At 72.8% G+C, this 26,471-nt stretch carries 23 protein-coding genes and 1 tRNA gene; 12 read left to right on the top strand and 12 right to left on the bottom strand.

Annotated elements, in window-relative coordinates:
• Window positions 1-24 precede the first annotated feature (24 nt).
• The 3 genes from ASG88_RS08175 (at window position 25) to ASG88_RS08165 (ending at window position 2,481) form a co-directional block, all read left to right on the top strand.
• Window positions 25-1,023: a cytochrome P450 gene (locus ASG88_RS08175; RefSeq protein WP_056886930.1), complete on the top strand. Its 999-nt coding sequence runs from the start codon at window positions 25-27 to the stop codon at window positions 1,021-1,023.
• A gap of 155 nt (window positions 1,024-1,178) precedes the next feature.
• Entirely contained in the window at window positions 1,179-2,348 is a 1,170-nt protein-coding gene (locus ASG88_RS08170; RefSeq protein WP_157559632.1) for a sensor histidine kinase, read from the top strand.
• 59 nt (window positions 2,349-2,407) lie between these two features.
• A tRNA-Phe gene (locus tag ASG88_RS08165) sits at window positions 2,408-2,481 on the top strand.
• Window positions 2,482-2,705: 224 nt separating this feature from the next.
• On the opposite strand, the gene ASG88_RS08160 is transcribed toward ASG88_RS08165, so the two are convergent.
• Window positions 2,706-3,560, bottom strand: a complete 855-nt coding sequence (locus tag ASG88_RS08160) for a helix-turn-helix domain-containing GNAT family N-acetyltransferase (RefSeq protein WP_056886928.1) — start codon at window positions 3,558-3,560, stop codon at window positions 2,706-2,708.
• Between the two features lie 90 nt (window positions 3,561-3,650).
• Between ASG88_RS08160 and ASG88_RS08155 the strand changes: the two genes are divergently transcribed.
• Both ASG88_RS08155 and ASG88_RS08150 read left to right on the top strand, forming a co-directional pair.
• The gene (locus ASG88_RS08155) at window positions 3,651-5,012 is read left to right on the top strand and encodes an FAD-dependent oxidoreductase (RefSeq protein WP_056886927.1); all 1,362 of its coding nucleotides are present in this window, start codon (window positions 3,651-3,653) and stop codon (window positions 5,010-5,012) included.
• A 10-nt stretch (window positions 5,013-5,022) separates the two neighbouring features.
• Window positions 5,023-6,267 carry an MFS transporter gene (locus ASG88_RS08150; protein ID WP_056886926.1) on the top strand — a complete coding sequence of 415 codons (1,245 nt, stop codon included), beginning with the start codon at window positions 5,023-5,025 and terminating at the stop codon, window positions 6,265-6,267.
• A 9-nt stretch (window positions 6,268-6,276) separates the two neighbouring features.
• On the opposite strand, the gene ASG88_RS08145 is transcribed toward ASG88_RS08150, so the two are convergent.
• Window positions 6,277-7,365 carry an ArsO family NAD(P)H-dependent flavin-containing monooxygenase gene (locus ASG88_RS08145; protein WP_056886925.1) on the bottom strand — a complete coding sequence of 363 codons (1,089 nt, stop codon included), beginning with the start codon at window positions 7,363-7,365 and terminating at the stop codon, window positions 6,277-6,279.
• 67 nt (window positions 7,366-7,432) lie between these two features.
• On the opposite strand from ASG88_RS08145, the gene ASG88_RS08140 reads away from it, so the two are divergent.
• The 6 genes from ASG88_RS08140 (at window position 7,433) to ASG88_RS08115 (ending at window position 13,286) form a co-directional block, all read left to right on the top strand.
• Window positions 7,433-7,816 (top strand): ArsR/SmtB family transcription factor, encoded by a 384-nt coding sequence (locus tag ASG88_RS08140; protein WP_056886924.1) that lies wholly within the window; start codon window positions 7,433-7,435, stop codon window positions 7,814-7,816.
• Window positions 7,813-8,928: an ACR3 family arsenite efflux transporter gene (gene arsB / locus ASG88_RS08135; RefSeq protein WP_056886923.1), complete on the top strand. Its 1,116-nt coding sequence runs from the start codon at window positions 7,813-7,815 to the stop codon at window positions 8,926-8,928. Before ASG88_RS08140 ends, arsB begins: the two co-directional genes overlap by 4 nt.
• On the top strand, window positions 8,925-9,365 hold the full coding sequence (locus ASG88_RS08130) for a low molecular weight phosphatase family protein (protein ID WP_056886922.1): 441 nt from the start codon (window positions 8,925-8,927) through the stop codon (window positions 9,363-9,365). Before arsB ends, ASG88_RS08130 begins: the two co-directional genes overlap by 4 nt.
• A 112-nt stretch (window positions 9,366-9,477) precedes the next feature.
• On the top strand, window positions 9,478-10,704 hold the full coding sequence (locus ASG88_RS08125) for a hypothetical protein (RefSeq protein ID WP_056886921.1): 1,227 nt from the start codon (window positions 9,478-9,480) through the stop codon (window positions 10,702-10,704).
• Window positions 10,705-10,763: 59 nt separating this feature from the next.
• Window positions 10,764-12,107: a hypothetical protein gene (locus ASG88_RS08120; RefSeq protein ID WP_056886920.1), complete on the top strand. Its 1,344-nt coding sequence runs from the start codon at window positions 10,764-10,766 to the stop codon at window positions 12,105-12,107.
• Between the two features lie 93 nt (window positions 12,108-12,200).
• Window positions 12,201-13,286 carry a Glu/Leu/Phe/Val family dehydrogenase gene (locus ASG88_RS08115; RefSeq protein ID WP_056886919.1) on the top strand — a complete coding sequence of 362 codons (1,086 nt, stop codon included), beginning with the start codon at window positions 12,201-12,203 and terminating at the stop codon, window positions 13,284-13,286.
• A 218-nt stretch (window positions 13,287-13,504) separates the two neighbouring features.
• Here the strand turns inward: ASG88_RS08115 and ASG88_RS23000 are convergent, their stop codons facing one another.
• Window positions 13,505-13,690, bottom strand: coding sequence for a DUF3073 domain-containing protein (locus tag ASG88_RS23000; protein WP_056886918.1), 186 nt, complete (start codon window positions 13,688-13,690; stop codon window positions 13,505-13,507).
• Between the two features lie 186 nt (window positions 13,691-13,876).
• On the opposite strand from ASG88_RS23000, the gene ASG88_RS08105 reads away from it, so the two are divergent.
• On the top strand, window positions 13,877-14,887 hold the full coding sequence (locus ASG88_RS08105; protein ID WP_162259827.1) for an alginate O-acetyltransferase AlgX-related protein: 1,011 nt from the start codon (window positions 13,877-13,879) through the stop codon (window positions 14,885-14,887).
• A 36-nt stretch (window positions 14,888-14,923) separates the two neighbouring features.
• On the opposite strand, the gene purM is transcribed toward ASG88_RS08105, so the two are convergent.
• The 9 genes from purM to purL form a co-directional block, all read right to left on the bottom strand.
• Entirely contained in the window at window positions 14,924-16,003 is a 1,080-nt protein-coding gene (gene purM, locus ASG88_RS08100; RefSeq protein ID WP_056886916.1) for a phosphoribosylformylglycinamidine cyclo-ligase, read from the bottom strand.
• 32 nt (window positions 16,004-16,035) lie between these two features.
• Window positions 16,036-17,565 (bottom strand): amidophosphoribosyltransferase, encoded by a 1,530-nt coding sequence (gene purF / locus ASG88_RS08095; protein WP_056886915.1) that lies wholly within the window; start codon window positions 17,563-17,565, stop codon window positions 16,036-16,038.
• Between the two features lie 24 nt (window positions 17,566-17,589).
• A complete protein-coding gene (locus ASG88_RS08090) occupies window positions 17,590-18,084 on the bottom strand; it encodes a (2Fe-2S)-binding protein (protein WP_056886914.1) in 495 nt (164 codons plus the stop codon).
• 11 nt (window positions 18,085-18,095) lie between these two features.
• Window positions 18,096-20,456, bottom strand: coding sequence for a molybdopterin cofactor-binding domain-containing protein (locus tag ASG88_RS08085; RefSeq protein WP_082600106.1), 2,361 nt, complete (start codon window positions 20,454-20,456; stop codon window positions 18,096-18,098).
• A 112-nt stretch (window positions 20,457-20,568) separates the two neighbouring features.
• Window positions 20,569-21,906, bottom strand: a complete 1,338-nt coding sequence (locus tag ASG88_RS08080) for a dipeptidase (protein WP_056886913.1) — start codon at window positions 21,904-21,906, stop codon at window positions 20,569-20,571.
• 37 nt (window positions 21,907-21,943) lie between these two features.
• Window positions 21,944-22,744: a GNAT family N-acetyltransferase gene (locus ASG88_RS08075; RefSeq protein ID WP_056886912.1), complete on the bottom strand. Its 801-nt coding sequence runs from the start codon at window positions 22,742-22,744 to the stop codon at window positions 21,944-21,946.
• Window positions 22,745-23,149 carry a sterol carrier family protein gene (locus ASG88_RS08070; protein WP_056886911.1) on the bottom strand — a complete coding sequence of 135 codons (405 nt, stop codon included), beginning with the start codon at window positions 23,147-23,149 and terminating at the stop codon, window positions 22,745-22,747. It lies immediately after the preceding gene.
• Between the two features lie 103 nt (window positions 23,150-23,252).
• The gene (locus ASG88_RS08065; protein WP_056886910.1) at window positions 23,253-24,098 is read right to left on the bottom strand and encodes an alpha/beta hydrolase; all 846 of its coding nucleotides are present in this window, start codon (window positions 24,096-24,098) and stop codon (window positions 23,253-23,255) included.
• Between the two features lie 41 nt (window positions 24,099-24,139).
• Window positions 24,140-26,431 (bottom strand): phosphoribosylformylglycinamidine synthase subunit PurL, encoded by a 2,292-nt coding sequence (gene purL / locus ASG88_RS08060; RefSeq protein ID WP_056886909.1) that lies wholly within the window; start codon window positions 26,429-26,431, stop codon window positions 24,140-24,142.
• Between the last annotated feature and the right edge of the window lie 40 nt (window positions 26,432-26,471).

Raw genomic sequence — 26,471 nt, 5'->3', positions numbered from 1 at the left:
CCGGAGCAGTCCCGGCGGGTGCTGATGGACGCCGCGACCTTCGACTTCCCCACCAGCGTCAGCCGCAGCACCGACCTGTCGGCCAGTGCCGGTGACAGCCGCACCGGCCATCACGTCTTCACACCTCTCACCCCGGTCGAGGTGGAGCGCGGGCGCGCGGTCTTCGCCACCGAGTGGCACCTCGCCGTGGCCGCCGCCGACTCCCCGCAGCCGTCCCCGCACCCGGACGCCCGGGAGCTCGAGGCGATGGAGCTGCTGCGGCGGCCCGTCGCCCGGGCGACCTGCGCGGCCGTGCTCACCGACCTCGACACCCCGACGCGCGACGAGGTCGCCGACCTCGTCCTCGCCTGGATCGACGCCCTCGCACCGGTGATCTCCAGCCCCCGGGCGCCCCGGCGGTGGAGCCGCGTCCGTCGCGCCGAGCACCGCTCCCGGATCGCGCTGGAGGCTGCGCTGGGGGAGGTCCTCGACGACTGCGGCATCACCGACTCCCCCGCGATCGTGGCCACCATGCTGGCGGCGGGCATCCAGGTGCCGATCGCCGCCGGGTCCTGGCTGCTCGTCCACCTGGCCGCCCGGCCGGACGGCCCCGTGGACCCCGACCACGCGGTCTGGGAAGCGCTGCGGGTCAGCCCGCCCACGTGGCTGACCGCCCGGGTGACCACGGCGCCGGTCGAGGTCGCCGGCCAGCAGCTCGCCGCCGGCGCAGTGGTGCTCGTCAGCCCGCTGCTCCTCGGTCGCCGCGCCGACCTGGCGCCGGACACCCCGGCCGCGCTGGCCGACTTCTGTCCCGAGCGCTGGGCCCGCAAGGACGTCCGCCCGGGCGCATGGCTGCCCTTCGGCGCCGGGGCGCACGCGTGCCCGGGCCGCACCCTGGGCCTCGCCCTGCTGCGCGAGGTCGCCCACTGGGCGAGCCGACACCACCTTGCATTGACGTCGTCCGTCACAATCGACCAGAGCCGGGGGATCCTCCCGACTCCTGCCCGCATCACCGCCATGCCCCGGGAGGAGGTCGAGCGTTGACGGACTCCGCCGCGATCCAGCACGTGCCGCTCGACTCTCCGGTCTCGGCGGCAGCTTCCACGATCGCTGCGATCGTCCTGGACACGGGCACACCACTTGCGCAGGCCTTCTCCGCGGTGGCCGGACATCTCCTGAACTCGGGACGAGTGGAGGTCGTGACCATCTCCCTCACGACCTTCGCGCCCGAGGACGAGACCGGCTGGGTCCACCTGGGCCAGCGCGCCTGGGTGACGGAGTGGCTGAAGCCCGGCACCCGGTGCTCCATCCTTCCCGCCCCGGACGCGGGCCCCGAGGCTGCCCTGTCGATGCCCTGGGTGTCCCCACGCGCTCGACAGGCCGCTCTCGTGGTGACGGACACCGACTTACTGCCCCCCGAGGCGGACCAGGACCGCGGGGAGCTGTCAGCCAACGGGATCAGGAGCCTCGTGGTCCACGCCCAGGTGGCGGACGGCGTCATGTACGGCAGCTTCGCCGTAGGCAGCTCCGACGTGGGCCCCTGGCCCGCCGAGGTCGTCGCAGACTTCCGGTTGCTGCATGCGGCCCTCACCTCGCGGATCTCCCTCGAACAGGCCCGCCGCTCCCTCGCCGACGCCGTGGCGGCCGGCGCCCAGACACGTGAGGCCCAGCAGCACTTCTTCGCCTCCGTGGGCCACGAGCTCCGCACCCCGCTCACCGCCATCGTCGGTTACACCGAGATGCTGGTCGACGAGGCCGGCCAGCAGGAGTCCGACCCCTTCGCCGAGGCCGTGGGTCGCGACGGCGCCGTCATCCTGCGCGCGTGCGAGCAGCTGATGGCCGTCGTGGAGGACCTCCTCAGCGCCGGCCGGACGATGGGGGCCGAGGAGATCCGACAGAGCGTCGACGTGGCCGCCGCCGTGGAGGACGTCCTGCACTGGCACCGGGCCACGGCACGCTCCGCCGAGGTCGAGCTGGACTGCGCGGTGCCCCACGGCCCGACCGTGTGGGCGCACGCCGCCGGCTTCCGGCAGGTGCTGTCCAACCTCATCGGCAACGCGGTGGTGCACAACCCGGGCGGGACGGTGACCGTGCAGACCCAGGCCCTCCGCGGCGAGTCCGGCGACCCCCGGCTCCGGATCATCGTCCGCGACACCGGCGACGGGCTCACCGACGAGCAGCTGCGCGACGTCTTCGACCCGTTCGTGCGTTACGCCCGTCCCGGCGTGAAGGGGACCGGGCTCGGACTCAGCCTCTCCCGCTCGCTCGCCGAGCGGGACGGCGGCACCGTCGACGCCACCTCGACGCCCGGACGGGGCTCCGCGTTCTGGGTCGAGCTCCCGGTCCGCGAGGCGGACACGCCCGCCTGACCGCCGGCCACGGCCGATTCCGCAGTGCCCGCGACGCTCATGTAGCATTCCACGCGCTTGGCCAGGTAGCTCAGTTGGTACGAGCGACCGACTGAAAATCGGTAGGTCGGCGGTTCGACCCCGCCCCTGGCCACACGCACGCGAAGCGCCCGGTCACGTCCCGACCGGGCGCTTCGCTGTTGGTGAGCACGAGAAGGCGCGCCGAGATGCACTCCCGCGCACCTGCGTGGAAGTTCGGCTTGGCGAGCCGCTGCCGGCCTGCATTTCCACGCACCTGCGTCGGACTGCATCCACCCAGGCTGGTTCCTCGACCGACCGAGCCGCCACCCGGCGGGCCGGCGGGCCGGCGGCCCGCGGTCAGCAGACCTCGCTGCGCCGCTCTAGCAGGACCGTGTCGCGCCACTCCCCGTCGAGCCGGGCGATGCGCGTGCGCACGGCCAGCGTGCGGTAGCCGGCCGAGTGGTGCAGCGCCAGGCTGGCGCGGTTCTCCGGGAAGATCGAGGTCTGCAGCGTCCACATCCCGGCGTCGTCGGCGCCGTTGACCTGCGCGTGGAGCAGCGCCTTGCCGACACCGCGCCCGCGCGCCGTCGCGGCGACGTACACCGAGCTCTCCCCCACGCCGGAGTAGCAGTCGCGCGAGGACACCGGGCTGACCGCGGTCCAGCCGACGACCTCCCCCTCGACCTCGGCGACCCACGCGAGCCCGGGCAGCCACCTCGCCGCCATCTGGCGGGCGGTGGGCACCGTCGTCTCGAAGGTGGCGTTGCGGGTGGCCAGCCCCTCGGCGTAGATCGCGAGCACCGCCTCCATGTCACGGTCGGCCACGGGACGGGTGGTGACGTCGGCGGGCAGGTCCTCGGGGCAGCAGGGGGGCGACGACAGCGTGCCCATCACCACGTCGGCCGCGTGCGGGAGGCCCGTGCAGCAGGCGGCGTTGACCGACACCATGCTCGAGGTCCCGACCTTGTCGACCACCACGAAGCCGACCTTGCGCAGCAGCTGACAGTGGTGCGAGCAGGTGCTCTGGCTGATGCCGAGGGTCTCGGCGAGGTCTCCGATGCGCATCGCGCCCGCGGGCGAGGTGGACAACGTGTGCAGGAGACGCACCCGCGTGGGGTCGGCGAGGACGGAGAACCACTCGGCGTAGCTCTCGGCGTCCGCCTTGTCAAGGCCCGGTGCCGTACGCCGCTCGTCGATGGGAGCCGAAGTCATGTCGGCAGGATACCTTGTCTTCATCGATCTCGATCGATACAGTCACTTCATCGACGCCTGTCGATGAAGCAGACGATCTGGAGGACTCCCATGCAGCACCCCGTGGTCATCATCGGCGCCGGCCCCGTCGGGCTCGCGGCCGCAGCGCACGCCGTCGAGCGCGGCATGGACGTCGTCGTCCTCGAGGCCGGTCCCGGCGCCGGGGCGGCCGTCGGTCAGTGGGCGCACGTGCGCCTCTTCTCCTCCTGGGCCGAGCTGGTCGACCCCGCCGCCCGGCGGCTCCTCGACGCCGCCGGCACCTGGTTCGCGCCGGACGACGGCGCCTACCCCACGGGCGGCGAGTGGCGCGAGCACTACCTCCGTCCCCTGGCCGAGCTGCTCGACGCCCACGCCCTAGGGAGCGTGGAGTACGACGCCCGCGTCACCGGCGTCGGGCGCGCGGGCCGGGACCTGCTCGTCGACTCCGGTCGTGAGACCGACGCGTTCGCCGTGCACGTGCAGGACCGCTCCGGCCACCGGCGCCTGCTGGCGCGAGCCGTGGTGGACGCCTCCGGGACGTGGACGAGCCCCAACCCGCTCGGCGCCGACGGCTACCCCGCCCTCGGCGAGCGCGAGCACGCCGTACGCATCACCTACGGCATCCCCGACCTCGCCGATCCCGCCGTGGCCGCGCGGTACGCCGGCAAGCACGTCGCCGTCGCCGGCCGGGGTGCCTCCGCACAGGGAGTGCTCATCGGCCTGGCCGCGCTGGCCCGGCGCGACGCGGACACCCGGGTCTCGTGGCTGCTTCGCCGACCGAGCGTCGGAGACGCGTTCGGCGGCGGCGACAACGACCAGCTCGAGCAGCGGGGTCGGCTCGGGCAGGAGGCCCGGGCGGCGGCCGGCGGCGGGGCGATCACGCACGTCACCCGCTTCCGCACCGAGGCGGTCGTGGGACAGCCGGACGGGCGCCTCACGCTGCGGTCCGTGGACGGCACCGAGGTGACGGACGTCGACGAGGTCATCGTCGTCACCGGCTTCCGACCGGACTTCTCGTTCCTCTCCGAGGTCCGCCTCGACCTCGATCCGGCCCTCGGCTCAGCGCGCGCCCTCGCCGACCAGATCCACCCCGACCACCACTCCTGCGGTGACGTGGCCCCGCACGGCTACCGCGAGCTCACCCAGCCGGAGCCGGGCCTGTTCCTCGTCGGCATGAAGTCCTACGGCCGCGCCCCGTCCTTCCTCGCGATGACCGGCTTCGAGCAGGTGCGGTCGGTCGTCGCCGCCCTGGACGGCGACCTCGAGGCGGCCGGACGCGTCGAGCTGGTCCTGCCGGAGACCGGCGTGTGCAACGGGGCCGGCGCCTTCGACGCGCCCGACGCCCTCGCGGACACCGCGTCGGGTGGCGGGTGCTGCGGCGCCCCCACGTCCGGCCCGGAGCTCGTCACCATCGGTCGCCCCTCGGGACAGTGACCGCGGGGCGATGACCCTCCCCGACACCGCCGCCCCGCAGTCCGACGCCCTCGACGACGTCGGACTGCGGCGCGTCGTCACCGTGCTCAGCACCGTGCAGATCGTGTCGTGGGGCTGCCTCTACTACGCCTTCGCCGCTCTCCAGTCCTCCATCACCGCCGACACGGGGTGGTCCGCGATGGCAGTCACCGGGGCCTTCTCCGTCTCCCAGCTGGTCGCCGGCGGCGTCGGCCTGTGGGTGGGTCGCCACCTCGACGCGGTCGGTCCGCGCCGGGTGATGACCGGCGCGTCGCTGGTCGCCGTGCCCGGACTCTCGATGGTCGCGCTGGCCCCCGACCTCACCGTCTTCTACACCGGCTGGATCGTCACCGGTGCGGCCATGGCCGGCACCCTCTACCCGCCGGCGTTCGCCGCCCTGACCCACTGGGGCGGCGTACGACGGGTGCGTGCGCTCACCACGCTCACCCTGGTCGCCGGCCTCGCCAGCACGGTCTTCGCACCCCTCGCCTCGGCGCTCGACGACGCGCTGGGGTGGCGGCAGGCCTACCTCGTCCTGCTCGCCGCCCTGGTCGTGATCACGGTGCCGCTGCACTGGTGGGGGCTCGACCACCCCTGGCGGACCACCGGTCGCGCCGCAGCTCGCACCGCCGTCACCGGCCGCCCCGCGTCCGCCGTGCCGACCACCGTCCGCAGCAGACCGTTCGTCCTGCTGGCGCTCGCCAACGCGCTGGTGGCCCTGGCGGTCTTCGCGGTCGTCATCAACCTCGTCCCGATGCTCGTGGAGCAGGGGATGAGCCGCAACGCCGCCGCCCTGGCCCTCGGTCTCGGCGGGGTCGGGCAGGTGGCGGGCCGGCTGGCCTACGCCCGCTTCGCCGCCAGCACCTCCGTCACCTCGCGCGCCGTCCTCGTCGTGGCAGCGGTCGCCGTCGCCACGGCCGTGCTGGCACTGGCGCCGGCGTCCGCCGGACTGCTCGTGGGCATCGGGATGATCCTCGGCCTTGCTCGCGGGGTCTACACGCTCGTCCAGGCCACCGCCGTCACCGACCGCTGGGGGCCGAGCGCCTACGGCACCCTCAACGGGATCGTGACCGCGCCGGCCCTGCTGGCCTCCGCCCTGGCGCCCTTCGCGGGGGCCGCGCTGGCCGCCGGGCTCGGGTCGTACGCCGACGCGTTCCTCGTGCTCGCCCTCGTCGCCGCGGGCGCCGCCCTGCTCATGCTGGGCGCCACGCCGCGGGACGCGGCCGCCGCCGACTGAGTGCGCCGATCAGGGCTGCAGGCGCCCGACGACCTCCTCGGCAGTGGCCCGGGCGGACCGCCCGACGCCGATCAGGGTCGCCGAGGCCACCCCCGTCCAGTCGCCGTAGCCGACCAGGTGGAGCCGCGGCTCGGCGACGGCCCGGGTCCCGCTCGGGCCATCGACCCGGATCCGGCCGCCCGCCTCGCGCGGGACCAGCCCCCGGAGGTGACCCAGGGCGGGGCGGAAGCCGGTGCACCAGATGATCGCGTCGGCATCGTGGGTCGCACCGTCGGGTGAGACCACGCCGGTGGCAGTGAGGCGGGAGAACATCGGCCGGGCCACGAGGACGCCCCGGTCGCGGGCGCCGCGCACGCTCTCGACCATCACCACGTCACCCAGCCCGCCGACCCCCGGGTGCTCGCGACCCTGGCGCAGCGCCTCGATCCGCTCGGTCGCCGCCGCGAAGAGCGCCCGCCCGTCCACGTCGTCGGGCAGGAAGCGGGGCGGCCGGGTGGTGAACCATGTCGCGTCGGCCACGGTGGACACCTCGGCGAGCACCTGCGCACCCGAGTTGCCTCCGCCGACCACCAGGACCCGCCGACCCTCGAAGTCCTGCGGGCGCCGGTAGTGCGCCGCGTGCAGCTGGCGCCCCCGGAAGTCGCGGGCGCCGGGATACGCCGGCCAGAACGGCTGGGTCCACGTGCCGGTGGCGGACACCACGACTCGGGCCGCGACGTCGAGCCCGTCGGCCCGGACGAGCAGGCGCTCACCCCCGGCGTCCCGCACCACCGAGCGGACCCGGTGCGGGCGTCGTACCTCGAGGTCGTAACGCTGCTCGTAGCGCGTCAGGTAGTCGACGACGTGGTCCCGCGGGGGAAAGCCCCGGGTGGCATCGTCCCAGGGCGGCATCATCCAGCCGGGCAGCGAGGAGTAGGCCGCGGGCGAGAAGAGCCGGAGCCCCTCCCACATGTGCCGCCAGGCGCCGCCCGGCCCCTCGTCGGCGTCCAGGACGAGGACGTCGCGGCCGGGGCTCAGGCCCGCCCGACGGAGGTGGTAGGCGGTGGCCAGGCCGGCCTGACCGGCGCCGACGACGACGACGTCGACCTCCACCACCATGGGGCCACCGTAGCCATGCACCGGACCCTTGGCGCGGCCACACATCGATGTGTGTCAACATCGACGCATGTCGAACTCCTGCGCCGACGGGCTCATCCCCCCGGGTGCCGATCCGCTGACCTGCTGCGTGCCCCTGTCCCGCGAGCCGATCTCGGCGGAGCAGGCCGCGAGCGTCGTCCCGATGCTCAAGGCGATCGCCGATCCGGCCCGCCTGCGGCTGCTCTCGCTGGTGCTGTCGCACGAGGGCGGCGAGGCGTGCGTGTGCGACCTCCTCCCCCACTTCGACCTCTCGCAGCCGACGATCAGCCACCACCTCAAGGTGCTTCACGAGGCGGGGCTCGTGGACCGGGAGAAGCGCGGCACGTGGGTCTACTACATCGCGCGTCCCGAGGCGATGGCCGCGCTGGCGGGCCTGTTCGCCGCCGACGCGCGCACGACGGTGGACGCATGAGCGACGCCGTCCGCGAGGAGCCCACGCCCGGCTCCGACGACGCCGTCCTCCAACGCCTGTCGACCCTGGACCGGTTCCTGCCGGTCTGGATCGGCCTGGCCATGGTGCTCGGCCTCCTGCTCGGGCGCGGCGCGCCCGGCCTCGACGACGCCCTGGCCGCCGTCGAGATCGGCTCGGTCAGCCTGCCGATCGCCGTGGGGCTGCTGATCATGATGTATCCGGTCCTGGCCAAGGTGCGGTACGACGAGCTGGGCCACGTCACGCACGACCGGCGGATGCTCGCGACGTCGATCCTGCTCAACTGGGTGGTCGGGCCGCTGCTGATGTTCACGCTCGCCTGGTTGCTCCTGCCCGACCTCCCGGAGTACCGCACCGGCCTGATCATCGTGGGCCTCGCCCGGTGCATCGCCATGGTGCTCATCTGGAACGACCTGGCCTGCGGCGACCGCGAGGCGGCGGCGATCCTGGTCGCCATCAACGCGATCTTCCAGATCCTGGCCTTCGCGCTGCTCGGCTACTTCTACCTCGAGGTCCTGCCCGGCTGGCTCGGCCTCGCCCAGTCCGACCTCGACGTCTCCATGTGGGAGATCGCCCGGTCGGTGCTGGTCTTCCTCGGCATCCCGCTGCTGGCCGGCTACCTCACCCGCACGTTCGGCGAGCGGGCGCGGGGCCGGGAGTGGTACGAGGGGACCTTCCTCCCGCGCATCGCCCCCGCGGCGCTGTACGGCCTGCTCTTCACCATCGTGCTGCTCTTCGCCCTCCAGGGCGACACCATCACCAGCCAGCCGCTGGACGTGGTGCGCATCGCGCTCCCGCTGCTCGCGTACTTCGTGCTGATGTGGGGCGGCTCGATGGTGCTGACCCGCGCCCTCGGCTTCGACTACGGCCGCGCCACCGCCGTCTCCTTCACCGCCGCCGGCAACAACTTCGAGCTCGCCATCGCGGTGGCGATCGGGGTCTTCGGCGTCGCCTCGGGGCAGGCGCTGGCCGGGGTCGTCGGGCCCCTCATCGAGGTCCCCGTGCTGGTGGGCCTCGTCTACGTGAGCCTCTGGGCCAGGCGCTTCTTCCGCAGCACCACCCCCCACCCCGACACCGCAGGAGATGCCCGATGACCGACACCTCGACCCCGCAGGTCGTCTTCGCCTGCGTGCGAAACGGCGGGCGCTCGGTGATCAGCCGCGTGCTGACCGAGCACTACGCCGGCGGCCGGGTCACCGCCCTGTCGGCCGGCACGCAGCCCGGCGAGCACATCCACCCCGAGGTGGCCCGGGCGCTCGCGTCGCTCGGGCTCGACACCTCGCGGGAGGAGCCCACCCTGCTGACCCGGGACACCATCGCCGCCAGCACCATGGCGATCACCCTCGGCTGCGGCGAGGAGTGCCCCTTCGTCCCCGGTGTGACCTACCGCGACTGGCCGGTGGCCGACCCGGGCGGCCAGGACGACGAGACGGTCCGCACGATCGTCGCCGACCTCGACGCGCGGGTGCGGGACCTGCTGGTCGAGATCGTGCCGGGCATCGAGCTGCCCGCGTCCGTGCTCGAGGGCTGATCGTCGTCGCAGCAATCTTCACCTGACGGTCGTTGACAGGTGTGACGGGCGCCACAAGACTCCGATCGCCGGTGTGGGGCCGGCACCGTCCACCCACACCGTCAGGAGAACGATGAACTTCTCGCGTCCTCGCGCGCTCGTGCTGAGCGTGCTCGCCCTGCTCACCTCCGGCCTCGCCGTCACCACCACCGCCGCCCCGGCGCTGGCCGACGGCCCCGGCCAGGGCACCCCGTGGGTCGTCACCCTCGGTGACTCCTACATCAGCGGGGAGGCCGGGCGCTGGGCCGGCTCCTCCAACACCTCCACGGCGAGCGCCGACGCGCTCGGCGGGACGGCGTACTTCGACAACGCCACCAACACGGGCGAGCAGATCAACCGCTGCCACCGCAGCAAGTCCGCGCAGGCCCACATCGGGGCGGGGACGCTGGGCATGAACCTCGCCTGCTCGGGCTCGCGCACGACGACCTTCACCGACTCCGACGGCAACTTCAAGCCGGGCCTCGACTTCTACAACAGCAACGGCAGGCAGGGCCAGGCGCTGGCGCTCCAGGGCTTCGCGGCGACCCACAACGTCAAGCTCGTCTCCGTCTCCATCGGCGGCAACGACTTCAACTTCGCCTCCATCGTGCAGACCTGCGTGACCAACTGGCTGACCTCCCCCACCTGGGCCAAGAACTACTGCAACGACGACTCGTCGGTCGCCAGCAACTTCACCGCCTCGGCCGTGGCAGCCAAGCGGGCGGCCATCGCGACCGCCCTGCAGAACGTGCGTACGGCGATGCGCAACGCCGGGTACGCCGACAACGCGTGGACGCTGCTCGTCCAGAACTACCCCTCGCCGCTGCCGAGCTCGTCGGGCTTCCGCTACTCCGAGTCCGGCTACACCCGGATGAGCAAGGGTGGCTGCGGCTTCTGGAACCGCGACGCCGACTGGGCGAATGCCACCGCACTGCCCAAGATCAACGGCGCCGTCCTCGGCGGGGCGACCGACTCGGGCCTGACCAACGTGCGCACCCTCGACCTGTCCTCGGCCTTCAACGGCCGCCGGCTCTGCGAGAACACCGTGGGCCTCTACGAGGAGAAGGGCCTGTCCTCCTGGACCCAGGCCGGCGCGGTCGACCAGACCGAGTGGATCAACCAGATCCGCACCGTCTCCACCTGCTGCGGCTCGGGCAGCCCGTACTACATCCAGGAGTCGCTGCACCCGAACTACTGGGCGCAGATGGCCACCCGGTCGTGCGTGCGGCAGGCGTGGAACGGCGGCACCGTGCGCAGCGGGAAGTGCACCATCGCCGGCGCCGGGCTCGTCGGCGGCGAGCCGCGGATGACGCTGGGCTGATCCGCCTCCCTGCACCGACCCTCCCGGGGCGGGGCGGCACCGGCTGCGACAATCGCCCGGTGCTGCCCCGCCTCGAGATCGTGCGCCGCCTGCGCCCGATCCAGCTGGTGTCCCGGGCCCGCGTCACCACCGACGAGGGCGGGCTGCACGCCCTGCCCGCGCTCGCGCCGTACGTCGCCGCGACGACGACCCTCGCCTCCCCCACCACACCGACGGTGCTCGCGCTGGACCTCCCCGGGGTGCGGCTGGGCCTGTCGTACGACGGCGCCTCCCTGGTGCTGTCCGTCTCGGTCGACGGCACCACGAGCGAGCACCGGAGCCGACGGATGGGTCGGACCGAGGCGCCGACCGAGCTCGGGCTGACCCTCACCGGCACCCACCTCACCGCCTGGTCGCGAGAGGAGGGCGCGTGGGTCGCAAGGGCCCGTCGGGACCTGCGCGACGACGTCGACGTCGCCATGCTCCACGACGAGGCCGCCCTTTCCGACCTGCGCGTCGAGCTGCCCGCCGGGCCGTCGGTGGCGGGCGGCTTCGGCCAGCTGGGGCTGCGCGACCTCCGGCTCGTCAGCCACGCGGACGGCACCCCGCTGCGCGACGAGGGCGACCTCTGGCTGAGCGCGACCTCGGCCGGTCCGGGCTTCTTCGACAGCGGCCACACGAGCCTGTGGCGGCTCTCCCCCGACACCCTGGAGCTGCGGCACACCGGCGACGTGTTCTTCCGGCGGCCGGACCGGCCCGGGGTGTACGGCGACCACGCCACCCACGTGGTCCGCGACGGTGACCGGTGGCTGGTCGCGACCAGCACGTGGGGCGACTTCGAGCAGCCCACCCGGGCCTCGCGCAGCGAGCCGTCCACCCTGCGGGTGACGCTCGCCTCCGTCGACGCCTCGGTCGACCTGCTCCACGGCGAGCACGTGCTCGACACCACCGAGCTGCCGCTGCCGACCGACGGGTTCACGTCGGTGGCCGTGTGGGACCCGCACCTGGTGCGGGACGGCGACCGGTGGCTGGTCGGCTACGTCAGCGCGAGCCGGTTCTTCCGGTTCCACCCCGCGCTCGCGGCCGGCGCGTCCCTCGACGAGCTCACCCTCGTGGCAGCCGCCCCGGATCGTCGGGCCACCGAGGGGACCACCCTGCTGCGGGTCGACGGCGAGCTGCTCGTGCTGGCCAGCGACGGGCGGGACGGGCGCCGGGACGAGCGGGCGCGCTTCCCGGTGTTCGGGACCGACCTGGTCGAGCGCGGCGCGCTGGACGCGCCGTACCCGACGAACATCCCGTGGCCCACCCTCGCCCGCGTGGACGACCAATGGGTGATGGTCTCCTTCAACGGCGTCCGGTCGGGCGGCCGGCTGCTCGGCTACGGCACGCACGGTGACGTCGTGATCATGCGCGAGTCGGACTAACCTTCGAGGTGACGGCGGTCACCACCCACGCGACCGTCACGACAAGGGTCGCACCACCCCGCGACCGCCACGACGCACCGAAGGACAGCACCCATGTCTGGAAACCCCTCTGTCGACGTCTTCGACCTCGGCAGCGAGCACGAGCAGGTCGTCTTCTGCAACGACCGCGCCACCGGCCTCAAGGCCATCGTCGCCATCCACTCCACCGCGCTCGGTCCCGCCCTCGGCGGCACCCGCTTCTACCCCTACGCGAGCACCGACGACGCCATCGAGGACGTCCTCAACCTCTCGCGCGGCATGTCCTACAAGGCGGCGCTGGCCGGCCTGGACCTCGGCGGCGGCAAGGCGGTCATCATTGGGGACCCGGCGACGCTCAAGACCGAGGCGCTGCTGCGCGCCTACGGCCGCTTCGTGCAGTCCCTCGGCGGGCGCTACTACACCGCCTGCGACGTGGGCACCTTCTCCGTCGACATGGACCACATCGCGCGGGAGTGCTCCTTCGTCACCGGCCGCACCACCGCCCACGGCGGGGCGGGCGACAGCTCGGTGCTCACGGCGTACGGCGTGTTCCAGGGCATGCGCGCGGCCGCCGAGGTCGTCTGGGGCGCCCCGACGCTCCACGGTCGCACCGTCGGTGTCGCCGGCGTGGGCAAGGTCGGTCGCCACCTGGTGCGCCACCTCGTCGAGGACGGCGCCTCGGTGGTCATCACCGACGTGCACCAGCCCTCGGTCGACGCGCTGGTCGCCGAGCACGAGGCCGTGACCGCAGTCGCGTCGACCGACGAGCTCGTCGCCCGCCCGCTCGACGTCTATGCCCCGTGCGCGCTCGGCGGAGCCCTCACCGACGAGGTCGTCGAGGTGCTCTCGGCCAAGGTCGTCTGCGGAGCCGCCAACAACCAGCTCGCGCACCCGGGCGTCGAGAAGCAGCTCGAGGAGCGCGGGATCCTCTACGCGCCCGACTACTGCGTCAACGCCGGCGGGCTGATCCAGGTCGCCGACGAGCTCGAGGGGTTCTCCTTCGAGCGCGCGAAGTCCCGGGCGACCGGGATCTACGACACGACCAAGGCCGTCTTCGAGCTCGCCACCGCCGACGGGGTCGCGCCGGCCATCGCGGCCGACCGGCTCGCCGAGCGTCGTATGCGCGACGTCGGCCGGCTGCGCTCCGTCTGGCTCCCCTGACGCCGACCGGGCACTTCCTGCAGGCTGAGCACCGCCGACCGGGCACTTCCTGGCTGATGCCGGAAGTGCCCGGTCGTCGTTGACGCACGGAAGTGCCCGCTCACAGCGCTGCACGCGCACACACGTGCCCGGTCAGCGCCGTGCAGGCGCACGGAAGTGCCCGGTCGTGACGTCGTACGACGCCGGAACCGCCCGGTCAGCGTGACCGGGTGTGCGAGTCAGTCGCGCGAGGTCTCGATGACGTCGGACCACTTCTCGAGGACCTCAGGGTCCACCTGCTCGTCCTTCTTGCCGCTGTCGCCGTGAAGCTCACTGGCGAGTGCCCCGAAGTCCGTCTCGTGAGTGCGGTACTTCAGGTCGCGGGCGACCTTCGTCTGCTTGGCTTTCGCTCGGCCGCGCCCCATAGGGTCAGCCCCCTCGCAAATCGGCCGGGGCACCAAGGCTCCCGGGCTGTCTCAAGAATTTCTCGTGAGGACAACGCTACCTGTTACCTGGCTGTTCCCGCACGCCGGGGCGCCGTGAATTCGCCACGCGATCGAGAAATCGGGTGGGCCGGACCCCTGTCCCCGCCGGGTTGGCAGACTGTGCGGGTGCTCCGACACTCCTGCCTGGTCCTGCTCGCGCTGTCCACGACGACTCTCGCCGGCTGCGGCGGCGCGGCGTCGGACACCGACCGCACGGAGCGCACCCGGCCGGCTGCGGTTCCCTCCCCCACGCTGCACACCGCGTCCGCGCCGGCACCCACCGTCGTCGAGGGCCGCGACGGCTTCCTCTTCTTCGGGGCCGACTTCGACCTGTCCTGCGGCAGCGGGCAGACCTTCGACCGGGACCTGGAGCAGCTCGGGGAGGTCGCGAGCACCATCGCCGCTTCCGGGCGGGAGGTGGTCTGGACGGTCGCCCCCGACAAGTCGACGGCCCTGGTCGACCGCCTCCCGGAGACCACGCCCCACGACGCCTGCTTCCGCGACAACCAGCGATGGCAGGAGCACCTCCTCGGTGAGGTCACCGAGGAGCACTACGTCGACTCGCTCGCCCTGCTGCGCTCGGCCGACGAGGCCGGGGAGCAGGTCTTCTGGCGCGGCGACTCCCACTGGACGTCGTACGGGGCGAGCCTGTGGCTCCGGGAGCTGGTGGAACGGCTCGACCCCACGCTGGCCGAGCAGCTCGTGGTGACCGAAGGAACCGCCGAGCGCACCGGCGACCTCTACGTGGAGGCGGGGAGCAACGACGTCGAGGAGGCACGGTCGGCCGCCTTCGCCACCGGAGCCACGGTCGAGGCGGTGCCGGACGGGCCCGTGTTCGACCCCGGTCGGGACGAGTGGGGCCCCCTGCAGTGGCGGAGCCGACCCGCGGAGGGGTTGCACCCCGGACGCACTCTGGTCATCGGCGACTCGTTCTCCTACGCCGCGATCGACCTCACGATGCCGCTCTTCGCGCGGGGGGACTTCGCGTGGTTCCAGTACTTCGACGACGAGGAGCTCGCCGCACAGGTGGCGGCCGCCGACACCGTGGTGCTGGAGGTGTCCCAGCGGACGCTCACCCACGCCCAGGTCGCGCAGGAGCCCTTCGCCGACGCCGTCGAGAAGGCACTGTCGGACTGACGCCCGGGCGGGCGCACGGCCCGCCGGACGCTGCCGTCAGCGGTGGTCCCCGGTGAGCGTCACGCGCCCCTCGCCGCCGCTGGCGACCTCGCCGGCGACCCAGGCGGGGATGCCGTGGCCGTCGAGGACCGCGATGGCCCGGTCGGCGGAGTCGGCCGGCAGGAGCGCGACCATGCCGACGCCGCAGTTGAGCGTCGACTCGAGGTCCTCCCGCGACACGCCGCCGGCCTCGGCGACCAGCGAGAACACGGGCGGGAGCGACCAGGTGAACCGGTCGAGGGTCGCCGAGACCTCGAGAGGCATCACCCGCTCGAGGTTGGTCGCGAGGCCGCCACCGGTGACGTGGGACATCGCGTGGACCTCGGTCTGGGCGGCGAGGTCGAGACAGGCCTTGGTGTAGATCCGGGTGGGCTCGAGGAGCTCCTCGCCCAGGGTCCGGCCCAGGACGTCCACGTCCCGGTCGAGGGACCAGCCCGGGCCGCCGGCACCGAGGAGCACGTGGCGGACCAGCGAGTAGCCGTTGGAGTGCAGGCCGCTGCTGCCCATCGCGAGCACCACGTCGCCGGGGCGCACGCGTCCGGGGCCGAGCAGCCGGTCGGCCTCGACCACGCCGGTGGCCGCGCCCGCGACGTCGTACTCGTCGGGCTCGAGCAGCCCCGGGTGCTCCGCGGTCTCGCCGCCGATGAGCGCGCAGCCGGCCACGACGCAGGCGTCGGCGATGCCCTTGACGATGGCGGAGATCCGCTCGGGGACGACCCGGCCGGTGGCGATGTAGTCGGTCATGAAGAGCGGCTCGGCGCCGCACACGACCAGGTCGTCGACGACCATGCCGACGAGGTCGAAGCCGATCGTGTCGTGGACGTCCATCGCCTGGGCGATCGCGACCTTGGTGCCCACGCCGTCGGTCGAGGTGGCCAGGAGGGGCCGCTCGTACCTCGTGAGGGCCGAGGCGTCGAACAGCCCGGCGAAGCCACCCAGGCCACCGATCACCTCGGGGCGCGTCGCCTTGGCGACCGACCCCTTCATCAGCTCGATGGCCAGGTCGGCGGCCTCGATCGAGACGCCGGCGGCGGCGTAGGCGCCCTGCTGGTCGGTGGGCGGCACGGGGTGGGTCACGTCGCTCCTGCGGGGTGGGGTACGGCGAGTGGTCAGGGGTTGTTGAGCACGGGCAGCGCGACCCGGTCGGCCGAGGGCTCGAGGATGCCCTTGCCGAGGCGCTCGGGCTCCGGCAGCGGGATCGGGTAGACCCCGTCGAAGCAGGCGCGGCACAGGTCGTCGTTGGGCACCGAGGTGGCCTCGACGAGGTCCTCGAGGCTGATGTAGCCCAGCGAGTCGGCGTCGATCGAGCGGCAGATCTCGTCGGAGGTGAGGCCGTTGGCGATCAGCTCGGCCCGGGTGGCGAAGTCGATGCCGTAGAAGCAGGGCCACTTGACCGGCGGCGAGCTGATCCGGACGTGCACCTCGCGGGCGCCGGCCTCGCGCAGCATCCGGACGAGCGCGCGCTGGGTGTTGCCGCGGACGATCGAGTCGTCGACGACCACGAGCCGCTTGCCCTCGATGACGTCGCGCAGCGGGTTGAGCTTGAGCCGGATGCCGAGCTGGCGGATCGTCTGGCTGGGCTGGATGAAGGTGCGACCGACGTAGGAGTTCTTGACCAGGCCCATCCCGTAGGGGATGCCGGACGCCTCGGCGTAGCCGATCGCGGACGGGGTGCCGGACTCGGGCACCGGGATCACCAGGTCGGCGTCGGCGGGGAACGCCTTGGCCAGCTTGCGGCCGATCTCGACGCGGACGCTGTGCACGCGCTGGCCGGTGATGAGGGTGTCCGGGCGGGCGAGGTAGACGAACTCGAAGAGGCAGTGCTTGGGCGCGGGCTCCGCGAACTGCTGGGTGCGCAGCCCGTCCTCGTCGACGGCGACCATCTCGCCGGGCTCGATCTCGCGGATGAACGACGCACCCACGATGTCCAGGGCGGCGGTCTCGGACGCGATCACCCAACCCCGCTCGAGCCGGCCGAGGACCAGGGGCCGGATGCCCTGCGGGTCGCGGGCGGCGTACAGCGTGTGCTCGTCCATCCAGACGAAGGAGTAGGCGCCCTGGATCTGCGGGAGGAGCTCGGCGGCCCGCTCCTCGACCGTCTGGCCGGGGTGGTGTGCGAGCAGCTGGGTGACCACCGAGGTGTCGTTGGTGGACGCGGGCGGCATCCGCATCTGCAGGTCGAGGTGCTCTCCGCCCTCCGCGCTGACGACCATCTGGGCCAGCTCGGGGGTGTTGATGAGGTTGCCGTTGTGGGCCAGCGCGATCGAGCCCGTGGCGGTGGGGTGGAACGTCGGCTGGGCGTTGTGCCACGTGCTGGCGCCGGTGGTGGAGTAGCGCGAGTGACCGACCGCGACGTGGCCCTTGAGCGACTCGAGCGTCGACTCGTCGAACACCTGCGAGACCAGGCCCATGTCCTTGTAGACGAGGATCTGGCGGCCGTTGCTCACCGCGATGCCCGCGGACTCCTGGCCCCGGTGCTGGAGTGCGTAGAGCCCGAAGTAGGTGAGCTTGGCGACGTCCTCCCCCGGCGCCCAGACCCCGAAGACACCACAGGCGTCCTGGGGGCCCTGGTCGTGGGGGTCGATGGCAGCCGTCAGACGGCCGTCACCGCCCTTGCGCTTGCTCGTCGGCGTGGGCACGCATGGATTCTACGGGCCCGGCACCTACATCCGTGCGGCCCCGTCCACGATGGCCTCCCGGATGCGCGTGTAGGTGCCGCAGCGGCAGATGTTGCGGATGGTGTCGAGGTCGGACTCGGTGACCTCGCGACCCTCCTCGCGCACCTTCCTGGCGAGCGCCACGGCGGCCATGATCTGGCCCGGCTGGCAGTAGCCGCACTGCGCGACGTCGCGGTCCAGCCACGCCTCCTGCATCGGGTGCAGGCCGTTCGGGCCGCGCTGGGGAGCCTCCACCTGCTCGGGCAGCCCCTCGATGGTGGTGATCTCGTCGTCGGGCCCGACGCGGCCGACGGGGACGGCGCAGGGGTTGAACGCCTTGCCGTTGATGTGCGACGTACAGGCCTTGCAGACGTTGATGCCGCAGCCGTACTTCGGCCCGGTGACGCCGAGGCGGTCGCGGAGCACCCACAGCAGCCGGACGTCGTCGGCGACGTCCACGGTGACGGTCTTGCCGTTGAGGACAAAGGTCTGGAGAGGCATGCGGGGGCTCCTCAGGAGGTCAGGTCGAGGCCGTTGGTCGGCGACTCGGGGATCGGCGGGACGAAGGGCTTGGGCTCGAAGGAGAGCTGCTTGTGGTTGATCGGGAAGTACGTCGGGACGGTCCCGGTCGCCCGGGCGTAGGCACAGGCCACCGCGGCGAAGGTCGCCGCGACGCCGGCCTCCCCGGCACCGCCGGGCTGCTTCTCCGTCGACGGCATCACGATCACCTCGACCTCGGGCGGGGTGTTCCACTGGCGCGTGTAGAAGTAGTTGTCCCAGCTCGCCTCGAGGAAGTGGCCGTCGCGCAGGTGCAGGCTCGAGGTGAGGGCCAGCGCGATGCCGTCGTTGATGCCGCCCTGCATCTGGGCCTCCAGGCCCCGCGGGTTGATCGCGAGGCCGACGTCGACGGCGTACGTCACCTTGGTGACCCGCGGCCCGGTGACCGCCTCGCGGATCTGCCGTCCGGTCGTCTGCGGGCGGCAGTCGATCTCGACGAGGCACGCCGAGACGCCCTTGTACTCCTTGTGGATCGCGATGCCCTGCGCCGTGCCGGCCGGCATCCGCCTGCCCCACTCACCGACCTCCGCGACCTTGTCCAGGACGGCGAGAAGGCGCTCGTTGCGCTGGAACTTCCGCCTGAACTCGTAGGGGTCGAGCCCCATCCGCGCCGCGATCTGGTCGATGACCAGCTCGCCGGCGACCCGGACGTCGGGTGAGTAGATGTTGCGCATCGACCCGGTGTTGAAGCGGTCGTCGGTCTCGATGATCGTCTGGGTGACGGCGCCGAAGTCGTAGGGCACCTCCTGGGTCAGCGCGAAGATCGTCTGCGCGAACCCCTGGTTGCCGAGCCCGCCGGGCAGGTCGGCGGCCTTGGCGGTGATGATCTCGCCGAGCCCGTGGCGGAAGTCGGTCTCCACGCAGGTCAGCGACTGGTTGAACGCGAGCACCTCCTGGCCGAGCACCACGGCCTGCACCCGGCAGGTGCCCATCGGGTGCCCCCGACCGACGCGCGCGTCGTCGGCGCGGTGCCACATCAGCTTGACCGGCTGGCGCATCGCCTGCGAGATCTCCGCGGCCTCGAGCGCCGCGTCGAAGAACAGTCGGCGCCCGAAGGAGCCGCCGGCGGTGACGACGTTGACGGTCACCTGGTCCGGCCGCATGCCGAGCTTCTCGGCGATCCGCTGCTGCGCCACGACCGGGGACTTGAGTCCCGCCCAGACGGTGGCGCCGTCGTCGCGCACGTCGGCGATGGCGGAGTTGGTGTCCATCGCTGAGTTGCTGCGGAAGTAGAACGTGAAGTCCCCGCCGACGGTCCGGGCCAGCGGGTTGGGCGGCAGCTCCGGCATCGGCAGCTGCGCCGACCGGAGCCTGCGCAGGATGGTCGCGTCGCTCTCCCCGGCGACCGGCCCGTCGGCCCACTCCACGTCGAGCGCGCGGACGGCGTCTATGCACTGCCCGAACGTCTCGGCCCGGACGGCGACCCCGGTGCTGACCGTGGCCACGTGCGTCACGCCGGGCAGCTTCTCGACCGTGCCCTGGTTGCGGACCCGGACGGGGGTGCCGTTGAGCGTGGGGGCCCGGCAGACCATGGTCGGGAGGGCGCCCTCGACCTGCAGGTCGGTCGTGTAGTCCTTCTGCCCGGTCACGGCGGCGAGGGCGTCGACGCGGTTGGTCGGCGTGCCCACGACGGCGAAGTCGGCCTCGTCCTTCAGCTCGACCTCGACCTCGACGGTCGTGGGGCTGGCCGCGCGCGCGGCCAACTCGCCGTACGTCACGGAGGAGCCGTCGGGGGCGGTGATGACACCGCCCTTGGCCACGAGGCCGGCGACCGTGTCGCCGAGGACGATGGCGGCGGCGTCGAGCAGCGCGGCGCGGGCGACGGCGGCGGCCACCCGGATCGGGGTGTACGTCGAGATGGTGGTGTTGGAGCCACCGGTGAGCTGGTTGAACAACAGCTCCTGGCGCGCCGGGGCGAGCGTGACCTCGACCTTGTCGAGCGGCAGGTCGAGCTCCTCGGCGATGAGCATCGCCGTGGAGGTGGTGATGCCCTGGCCGACCTCCATCCGCGGCAGCGCGAAGGTCGCGGTGCCGTCCTCGCGGACGACCACGGTGATGAGGTTGGCCGTCGGCCGCGCCGCGTCCGTGAGCATGTCGTTGAGGTCGTACAGCTCGGGGATCTGCGGGGGCGTCGGGATCTCGGCGGCGGCCGGTGGTGCCGCTCCCCCGAGGTCGGCGGCGGCCACGAGGGTCGACCCGGCGAGGACGTAGCCGAGGAAGCGTCGGCGGTCGAGCGGCAGGGTCGTGGGGACGGCGGCGCCGCCGGCAGGGTTGCTCGTGGTGGTGGGCGTGTGGGCGGGGTGCGGTGCGTTCATCGCGGGATCACCCGATCCGGTGCAGCCCCGGCAGCCTCCCGGGGCGGAGGTCCCTCCCAGGACCGCCGCCCACTATGACAGTAGAACTGTCAACTTCCAAGGGTGTGTCTCGTCAGGCGCCGAGGTTGCGGAGCAGGAACGCCTCGGCGAGCACGACCTTCTCGAACTCGGCGAGGTGGAGCCCCTCGTTGGCGCCGTGGGCGCGGGTGTCGGGGTCCTCGACGCCGGTCACGAGCACGCTGGCCTGCGGGAACGCCTCGAGGAACTCGGCGATGAAGGGGATCGAGCCGCCGACGCCCATGTCGACCGGTGCAGTGCCGTCCCAGGCCTCGGCGAAGGCGTTGCGCGCGGCGTCGTACGCGGGGCCGGTGGCGTCGATCCGGGTGGCCTCGCCGGTGTCGACGACGGTGGTGTCGAGGGTGGCGCCCCAGGGGACGTGCTTCTCGAGGTGGCGCTGCAGGCACTCGACGGCGTTCTGCGTGGTGTCGCCGGGGGCGATCCGCATGCTGATGCGGCAGCGGGCGGCCGGCACCAGGGTGTTGGAGGCGCCCTCGACCTTGGGGGCGTCGAGACCGGTGATGCTGATGGACGGCTTGGTCCACAGGCGCTCGACGACGCTGCCCTCGCCGATCCACTCGATGCCGGGGGCCGCACCGGACTCGGCACGGAGCCGGGCCTCGGGGTACTCCACGTCGGCGGCCGGGCCGGAGAAGAGGCCCTCGACGGCGACGTTGCCGGCATCGTCGTTGAGGCTGGCGATGAGCCGGCTCAGGGCCATGATCGAGTCGGGCACCAGGCCGCCCCACATGCCGGAGTGCACGGCGTGGGTGAGGGTGCGGACCTCGACGTCCATGCGGACCAGGCCGCGCAGGCTGGTGGTCAGGGCGGGCTCGCCGATGTCCCAGTTGCCGGAGTCGGCGATGACGATGACGTCGGCCTCGAGCCGGGCCTTGTAGGTGTTGAGCAGCTCGACGAGGGTGTCGGAGCCGACCTCCTCCTCGCCCTCGATGAACATCACCAGGTTGACCGGGAGCTCGTCGCCGAAGATGCGGACCGCGCCCAGGTGGGCGGCGATGCCGGCCTTGTCGTCGGCGGCACCGCGGCCGTAGAGCCGGTCGCCGCGCTCGGTGGGCTCCCACGGCGGGGAGTCCCAGTCGGCGTGGTCGTTCTCCGGCTGCACGTCGTGGTGGGCGTAGAGCAGCACCGTGGGGGCACCCGCGGGCCCGGCCTTCTTGGCGATGACGGCGGGCGGGGCGCCGTCGTACGCCCGGACGATCTCGGTCTCGAAGCCCTCGGCGGCGAAGAGGTCGCGCGTGGCCTCGGCGCTGCGCTCGACCTCACCGGCGCGGGCCGGGTCGGCGCTGACGGACTGGATGCGGACCAGGTCCTCGAGGTCCTGGCGGATGCCGGGGAGCACCTCGGCGAGGCGGGCGCGGATGTCGATCGTCATGGCCCGCACCCTAGTAGGACGCACCGACCCCCGGGGATCAGGCCCAGCCCTCCTCGCGGCGCTCCAGGGTGTTGTGCCGCTCGACGTCGGTGAAGCCGAGGCTGCGGTAGATCCGGATCGCGTCGCCGTCGGTGTCGGCGGCGATCACCAGCACCTCGATGCCGTACGTCGCGAGCGCGTGCGCGCCGGCCGCGTGCACCACGGCAGCGGCCAGGCCCTGACGGCGGTGGTCGGGATGGGTCTCGACGGTCTGGTAGCGGGCGATGCCGGCGTGGGTGACGAAGGCGGCGGCGGTGCTGACGAGCTCGTCGTCCACGAACGCGCCGTACCGCCGACCGAGGCCGCGCGCGACGAGACCCCGCTCCTGGTCGTTCTTGCGACGGGCGTAGGTCATGAAGGTCGCCTCGTCGGTCTTCGACCACAGGTGGTGGCTGAGCCGCGCCCGGCCCTCCCAGTCGTCGTCGCTCTCGAGGGGACGCACCACGACGCCCTCGGCCACCGGGCGGGGCTCGGCCAGGGTGTCGGTGGTCAGGACCGTCCCGACGTCGACCTCCATGCCCGCCGCGGCGAAGGGCTGCAGCGCCTCGGTGAGGTCCTCCGTGCCGTCGACACCGATCGACACGTGCCCGGCCAGCGGGAACTCGGTGTGGAAGGCGCCGATGACCTCGCGCTCGCCACCGGGGACGGGCAGCTCACGCAGCAGCAGGAAATTGCCCCAGAAATAGGTCGGATTCTCCGGCGTGCGGATGACCAGGTGGGTGCCGCGGTCCTCGATCTCGCTGCCGGTCATCTCCAGCAGGCGCAGGTCGGTGCGGAAGCCGAGGGAGCGGATGTCCATTCAGTCCTCGTTCGGGGTGCGGGTCGTGGGGTGCGTCGGGCTCGGTGGGCTCGGTGGGCTCGTGGTGAGGGGGAGGTACGCCGTGAGGTCGGTGCGCTCACCGCTGGCCAGCACGCGGCCGCTGGCGACCGCCTCGTGCCAGGTGAGCTCTCCGCTGGAGACGCCGATCCAGGTGTCCGGGTCGGTCTCGACGACGGCCGGGGGCGTCCCGCGGGTGTGCCGGACCCCGGGGATCACCTGGACCGCCGCGACGGGAGGGACCCGGACCTCGACGGAGTTGCCGGGGGCGCGCTCGGCCAGGACGGCGAGGAAGTGCTTGACCAGCAGCTTGTCGTCGGCCGGGGAGCGGGCGGCGAGGGCCGCCGCGACGGCGGCGGGGTCGGCGACACGGAGACGGGCGGGCACATCGGGGAGGTTATCCCGCACGGCTCGGGCAGCTCGCGGCGCAGGGACGGGCGTCAGGCGTGGGCTGTGCGCTCGACGTCGCGAACTGCCCGCGGCGTGCAGGTCAGGCGATGGTGTCGAGGACGGCGACGATGTCCGTCCAGGCCGGGGACCCGACCTCGATCACGCCGAAGTGGCCACCCTCGACCTCGACCAGCTCGACCTCGGCACCGGCCGCGCGGGCCGCGACCACGTAGTCCTGCGACTGGCTGATCGGGACCACCGGGTCGTCGGCGGCGTGCACCATCCACGCCGGCACGTCCAGCGGGATGTGGCGCACCGGGTCGGCGAGCTCGTAGTCGGGGCTGTCGGGCGCGCTGCCCATCAGCGCCTCCACCGCGCCGCCGCCGAGGTCCTGGTCGTACGCCGTGGTCAGGTCGACGACGCCGGCCTGGGAGACGACGTGGGTCACCGGCACCGCGGTCGGCCACTCCTCGAAGCGCCCTCGCGCGGCGGCCCAGGTCGCCAGGTGCCCCCCGGCCGAGTGGCCGAGGGTGACGACCGTGGTGGTGTCGACGTCGGTGCCGGCGAGCGCCTCGATCGCGGCGTGCACGTCGTCGAAGGTCGCCGGGAAGCCGCCGCCGTTGCCGACCCGGCGGTACTCCACGTTGAGGGTCGTCCATCCCTGCGCGGTGAGGTCGGCCGCGAGCGGCTCGCCCAGCGACGCGTCGTACTCGGCCTTCCAGAAGCCGCCGTGGATGATCACGACGACGCCGCGGCTGGCACCCCGGGGACGGCGCAGGTCGGCCCACTGGGACTCGTCGTCGCCGTAGGTGAGGCGGTCGGTCATCGGCTGCTCCTCGTCGTCGGTGGTCGCGGGGTCGCTGTTGGCGTCGGCGCCGCAGGCGGCCAGGACCGGCACCAGCCCGGCCGCGGCCAGGAGGGTGCGACGGTCGATCCGCGTCGGCACGCCTCAGGCCTCGTGCGGGGCGACTCGGGGTCCGGGCATCCTCAGGAGAGGGCAGCCGGGAGCGTGGCGCTCCACGCGTCGCGCAGCTCGGCGACGGGGACCTCGAACTGTCCCTCGACCGAGACCGCGTCTCCCCCGGTCTGCCCGATCGGCGTGAGGGGTACGCCGTGGCGCTCGGCCAGGGCGACGAGGCGGTCGGCGTTGTCGGTGGTCACCGTCACGATGGCCCGTGCAGCGGACTCGGAGAAGAGGGCTACGAAGGCGTCCCCGCCGGCCACGTCGGCCACCGACACCGAGACCCCGACCCCGTTGCGGAAGGAGGCCTCCGCCAGGGCCTGGGCCAGTCCACCGTCGGACAGGTCGTGGGCGCTGGTGACAACTGCATCGCTCGACGCGTCGACCAGCAGGGCGCCCAGCGCCTTCTCGGCCGCCAGATCGACCCGGGGCGGGAGGCCGCCCAGGTGCCCGTGCACGACGTGCGCCCACTCCGAGCCGGAGAGCTCCTCGCGGGTCTCGCCTAGCAGGAAGACGCGCTCGCCGGCCGCGGCGAAGTGCGACGGCGTGCGCTTGGTGACGTCGTCGATGACGCCGAGCACGGCCACGACGGGCGTGGGCAGGATCGCGGTCTCGCCCGTCTGGTTGTAGAGGCTGACGTTGCCGCCGGTCACCGGGATGCCGAGCTCGAGGCAGCCGTCCTTGAGGCCGCGGCAGGCCTCGGCGAACTGCCACATCACGTCGGGGTCCTCCGGGGAGCCGAAGTTGAGGCAGTCGGAGATCGCGAGCGGCCGCGCGCCGCCGGTGGCGACGTTGCGGTAGGACTCGGCCAGCGCGAGCTGGGCACCGGTGTAGGGGTCAAGCTTGGCGAAGCGGCCGTTGCAGTCGGTGGCGACCGAGACGCCGAGGTTGGTCTCGTCGTCGACGCGCACCATGCCGCTGTCGGCGGGCTGGGCGAGCACGGTGTTGCCGCGCACGTAGCGGTCGTACTGGTCGGTGATCCACGACTTGTCGCACAGGTTGGGCGAGGCGACCAGGCGCAGCATCGTCGCGCGCAGGTCGTCGCCCGAGCCCGGACGGTCCAGCGCCTCGGCGCGGTCGTCCTGGAGGGCGTCCTGCCACGACGGCCGGGCGTAGGGCCGCTGGTAGGTCGGGCCGTCGTGGGCGACCGAGCGCGGGGGCACGTCGACGACGCGCTCGCCGTGCCAGTCGATCTGGAGTCGGCCGGTGTCGGTCACCTCGCCGACGACGACGGCCTCGACGTCCCACTTCTCGCAGATCGCCATGAAGGCGTCGACGTCGCCGGGCTCGACGACGGCCATCATCCGCTCCTGCGACTCGCTCATGAGGATCTCCTCGGGAGCGAGCGTGGAGTCGCGCAGCGGCACCCGGTCGAGCTCGACCTGCATGCCCCCGTCGCCGGCGCTCGCCAGCTCGGAGGTCGCACACGAGAGCCCGGCGCCGCCGAGGTCCTGGATGCCGGCGACGAGGCCGGCGGCGAAGATCTCGAGGGTGCACTCGATGAGCAGCTTCTCCATGAAGGGGTCGCCGACCTGCACGCTGGGGCGCTTGGCGGGTCCGTCGGCGTCGAAGGTCTCGGAGGCGAGCACGGAGACGCCACCGATGCCGTCTCCGCCGGTGCGGGCGCCGTACAGGATGACCTGGTTGCCGACACCGGACGCCTTGGCGAGGTGGAGGTCCTCGTGGCGCAGCACGCCGATGCAGAGGGCGTTGACCAGGGGGTTGCCGAGGTAGCTGCTGTCGAAGACGGCCTCGCCGCCGATGTTGGGCAGGCCGAGGCAGTTGCCGTAGCCGCCGACGCCGGCCACGATCCCGGGCAGCACGCGGTGCGTGTCGGGGGCGTCGAGGGGGCCGAACCGGAGCGGGTCCATCACCGCGACCGGGCGGGCACCCATGGCGAGGATGTCGCGCACGATGCCGCCGACGCCGGTCGCCGCGCCCTGGTAGGGCTCGACGTACGACGGGTGGTTGTGGGACTCGACCTTGAAGGTCACGGCGTAGCCCTGGCCGATGTCGAGGACGCCGGCGTTCTCGCCGATGCCGGCGAGCATCTTGCCGACCGGCGTCTCCTGCGGGATCTCGGAGAACTGCTTGAGGTGCACCTTGGACGACTTGTAGGAGCAGTGCTCGCTCCACATCACCGAGTACATCGCGAGCTCGCTGCTCGTCGGGCGGCGGCCGAGGATCTCGCGGATCCGGTCGTACTCGTCGGACTTCAGCCCGAGGTCAGCCCACGGCTGGTCGCGCCCGGGGTCGCCGGACGCGACGGCGACGGTGTCGAGGGTGCTGGAGCGGGGAGCCTGCTGGGTCTCGGGCACGGGCGCCAATCTACCGGCCGCCGACGCGGCGCCGAGCGGT

It is taken from the genome of Nocardioides sp. Soil777 (assembly GCF_001428425.1).
GTDB lineage: Bacteria > Actinomycetota > Actinomycetes > Propionibacteriales > Nocardioidaceae > Nocardioides > Nocardioides terrigena.
Note: the sequence above shows the minus strand (reverse complement) of the source record. Positions and strands in the feature narration are given on the sequence as shown.

Excerpts from the sequence above, each read along its gene's own strand:
- ASG88_RS08175 (WP_056886930.1), top strand. The coding sequence starts at position 25 with ATGGACGCCGCGACCTTCGACTTCCCCACCAGCGTCAGCCGCAGCACC.
- ASG88_RS08160 (WP_056886928.1), bottom strand. The coding sequence starts at position 3,560 with ATGACTTCGGCTCCCATCGACGAGCGGCGTACGGCACCGGGCCTTGAC.
- ASG88_RS08155 (WP_056886927.1), top strand. The coding sequence starts at position 3,651 with ATGCAGCACCCCGTGGTCATCATCGGCGCCGGCCCCGTCGGGCTCGCG.
- ASG88_RS08150 (WP_056886926.1), top strand. The coding sequence starts at position 5,023 with ATGACCCTCCCCGACACCGCCGCCCCGCAGTCCGACGCCCTCGACGAC.
- ASG88_RS08145 (WP_056886925.1), bottom strand. The coding sequence starts at position 7,365 with ATGGTGGTGGAGGTCGACGTCGTCGTCGTCGGCGCCGGTCAGGCCGGC.
- ASG88_RS08140 (WP_056886924.1), top strand. The coding sequence starts at position 7,433 with ATGTCGAACTCCTGCGCCGACGGGCTCATCCCCCCGGGTGCCGATCCG.
- arsB (WP_056886923.1), top strand. The coding sequence starts at position 7,813 with ATGAGCGACGCCGTCCGCGAGGAGCCCACGCCCGGCTCCGACGACGCC.
- ASG88_RS08130 (WP_056886922.1), top strand. The coding sequence starts at position 8,925 with ATGACCGACACCTCGACCCCGCAGGTCGTCTTCGCCTGCGTGCGAAAC.
- ASG88_RS08125 (WP_056886921.1), top strand. The coding sequence starts at position 9,478 with ATGAACTTCTCGCGTCCTCGCGCGCTCGTGCTGAGCGTGCTCGCCCTG.
- ASG88_RS08115 (WP_056886919.1), top strand. The coding sequence starts at position 12,201 with ATGTCTGGAAACCCCTCTGTCGACGTCTTCGACCTCGGCAGCGAGCAC.
- ASG88_RS23000 (WP_056886918.1), bottom strand. The coding sequence starts at position 13,690 with ATGGGGCGCGGCCGAGCGAAAGCCAAGCAGACGAAGGTCGCCCGCGAC.
- ASG88_RS08090 (WP_056886914.1), bottom strand. The coding sequence starts at position 18,084 with ATGCCTCTCCAGACCTTTGTCCTCAACGGCAAGACCGTCACCGTGGAC.
- ASG88_RS08085 (WP_082600106.1), bottom strand. The coding sequence starts at position 20,456 with ATGAACGCACCGCACCCCGCCCACACGCCCACCACCACGAGCAACCCT.
- ASG88_RS08080 (WP_056886913.1), bottom strand. The coding sequence starts at position 21,906 with ATGACGATCGACATCCGCGCCCGCCTCGCCGAGGTGCTCCCCGGCATC.
- ASG88_RS08075 (WP_056886912.1), bottom strand. The coding sequence starts at position 22,744 with ATGGACATCCGCTCCCTCGGCTTCCGCACCGACCTGCGCCTGCTGGAG.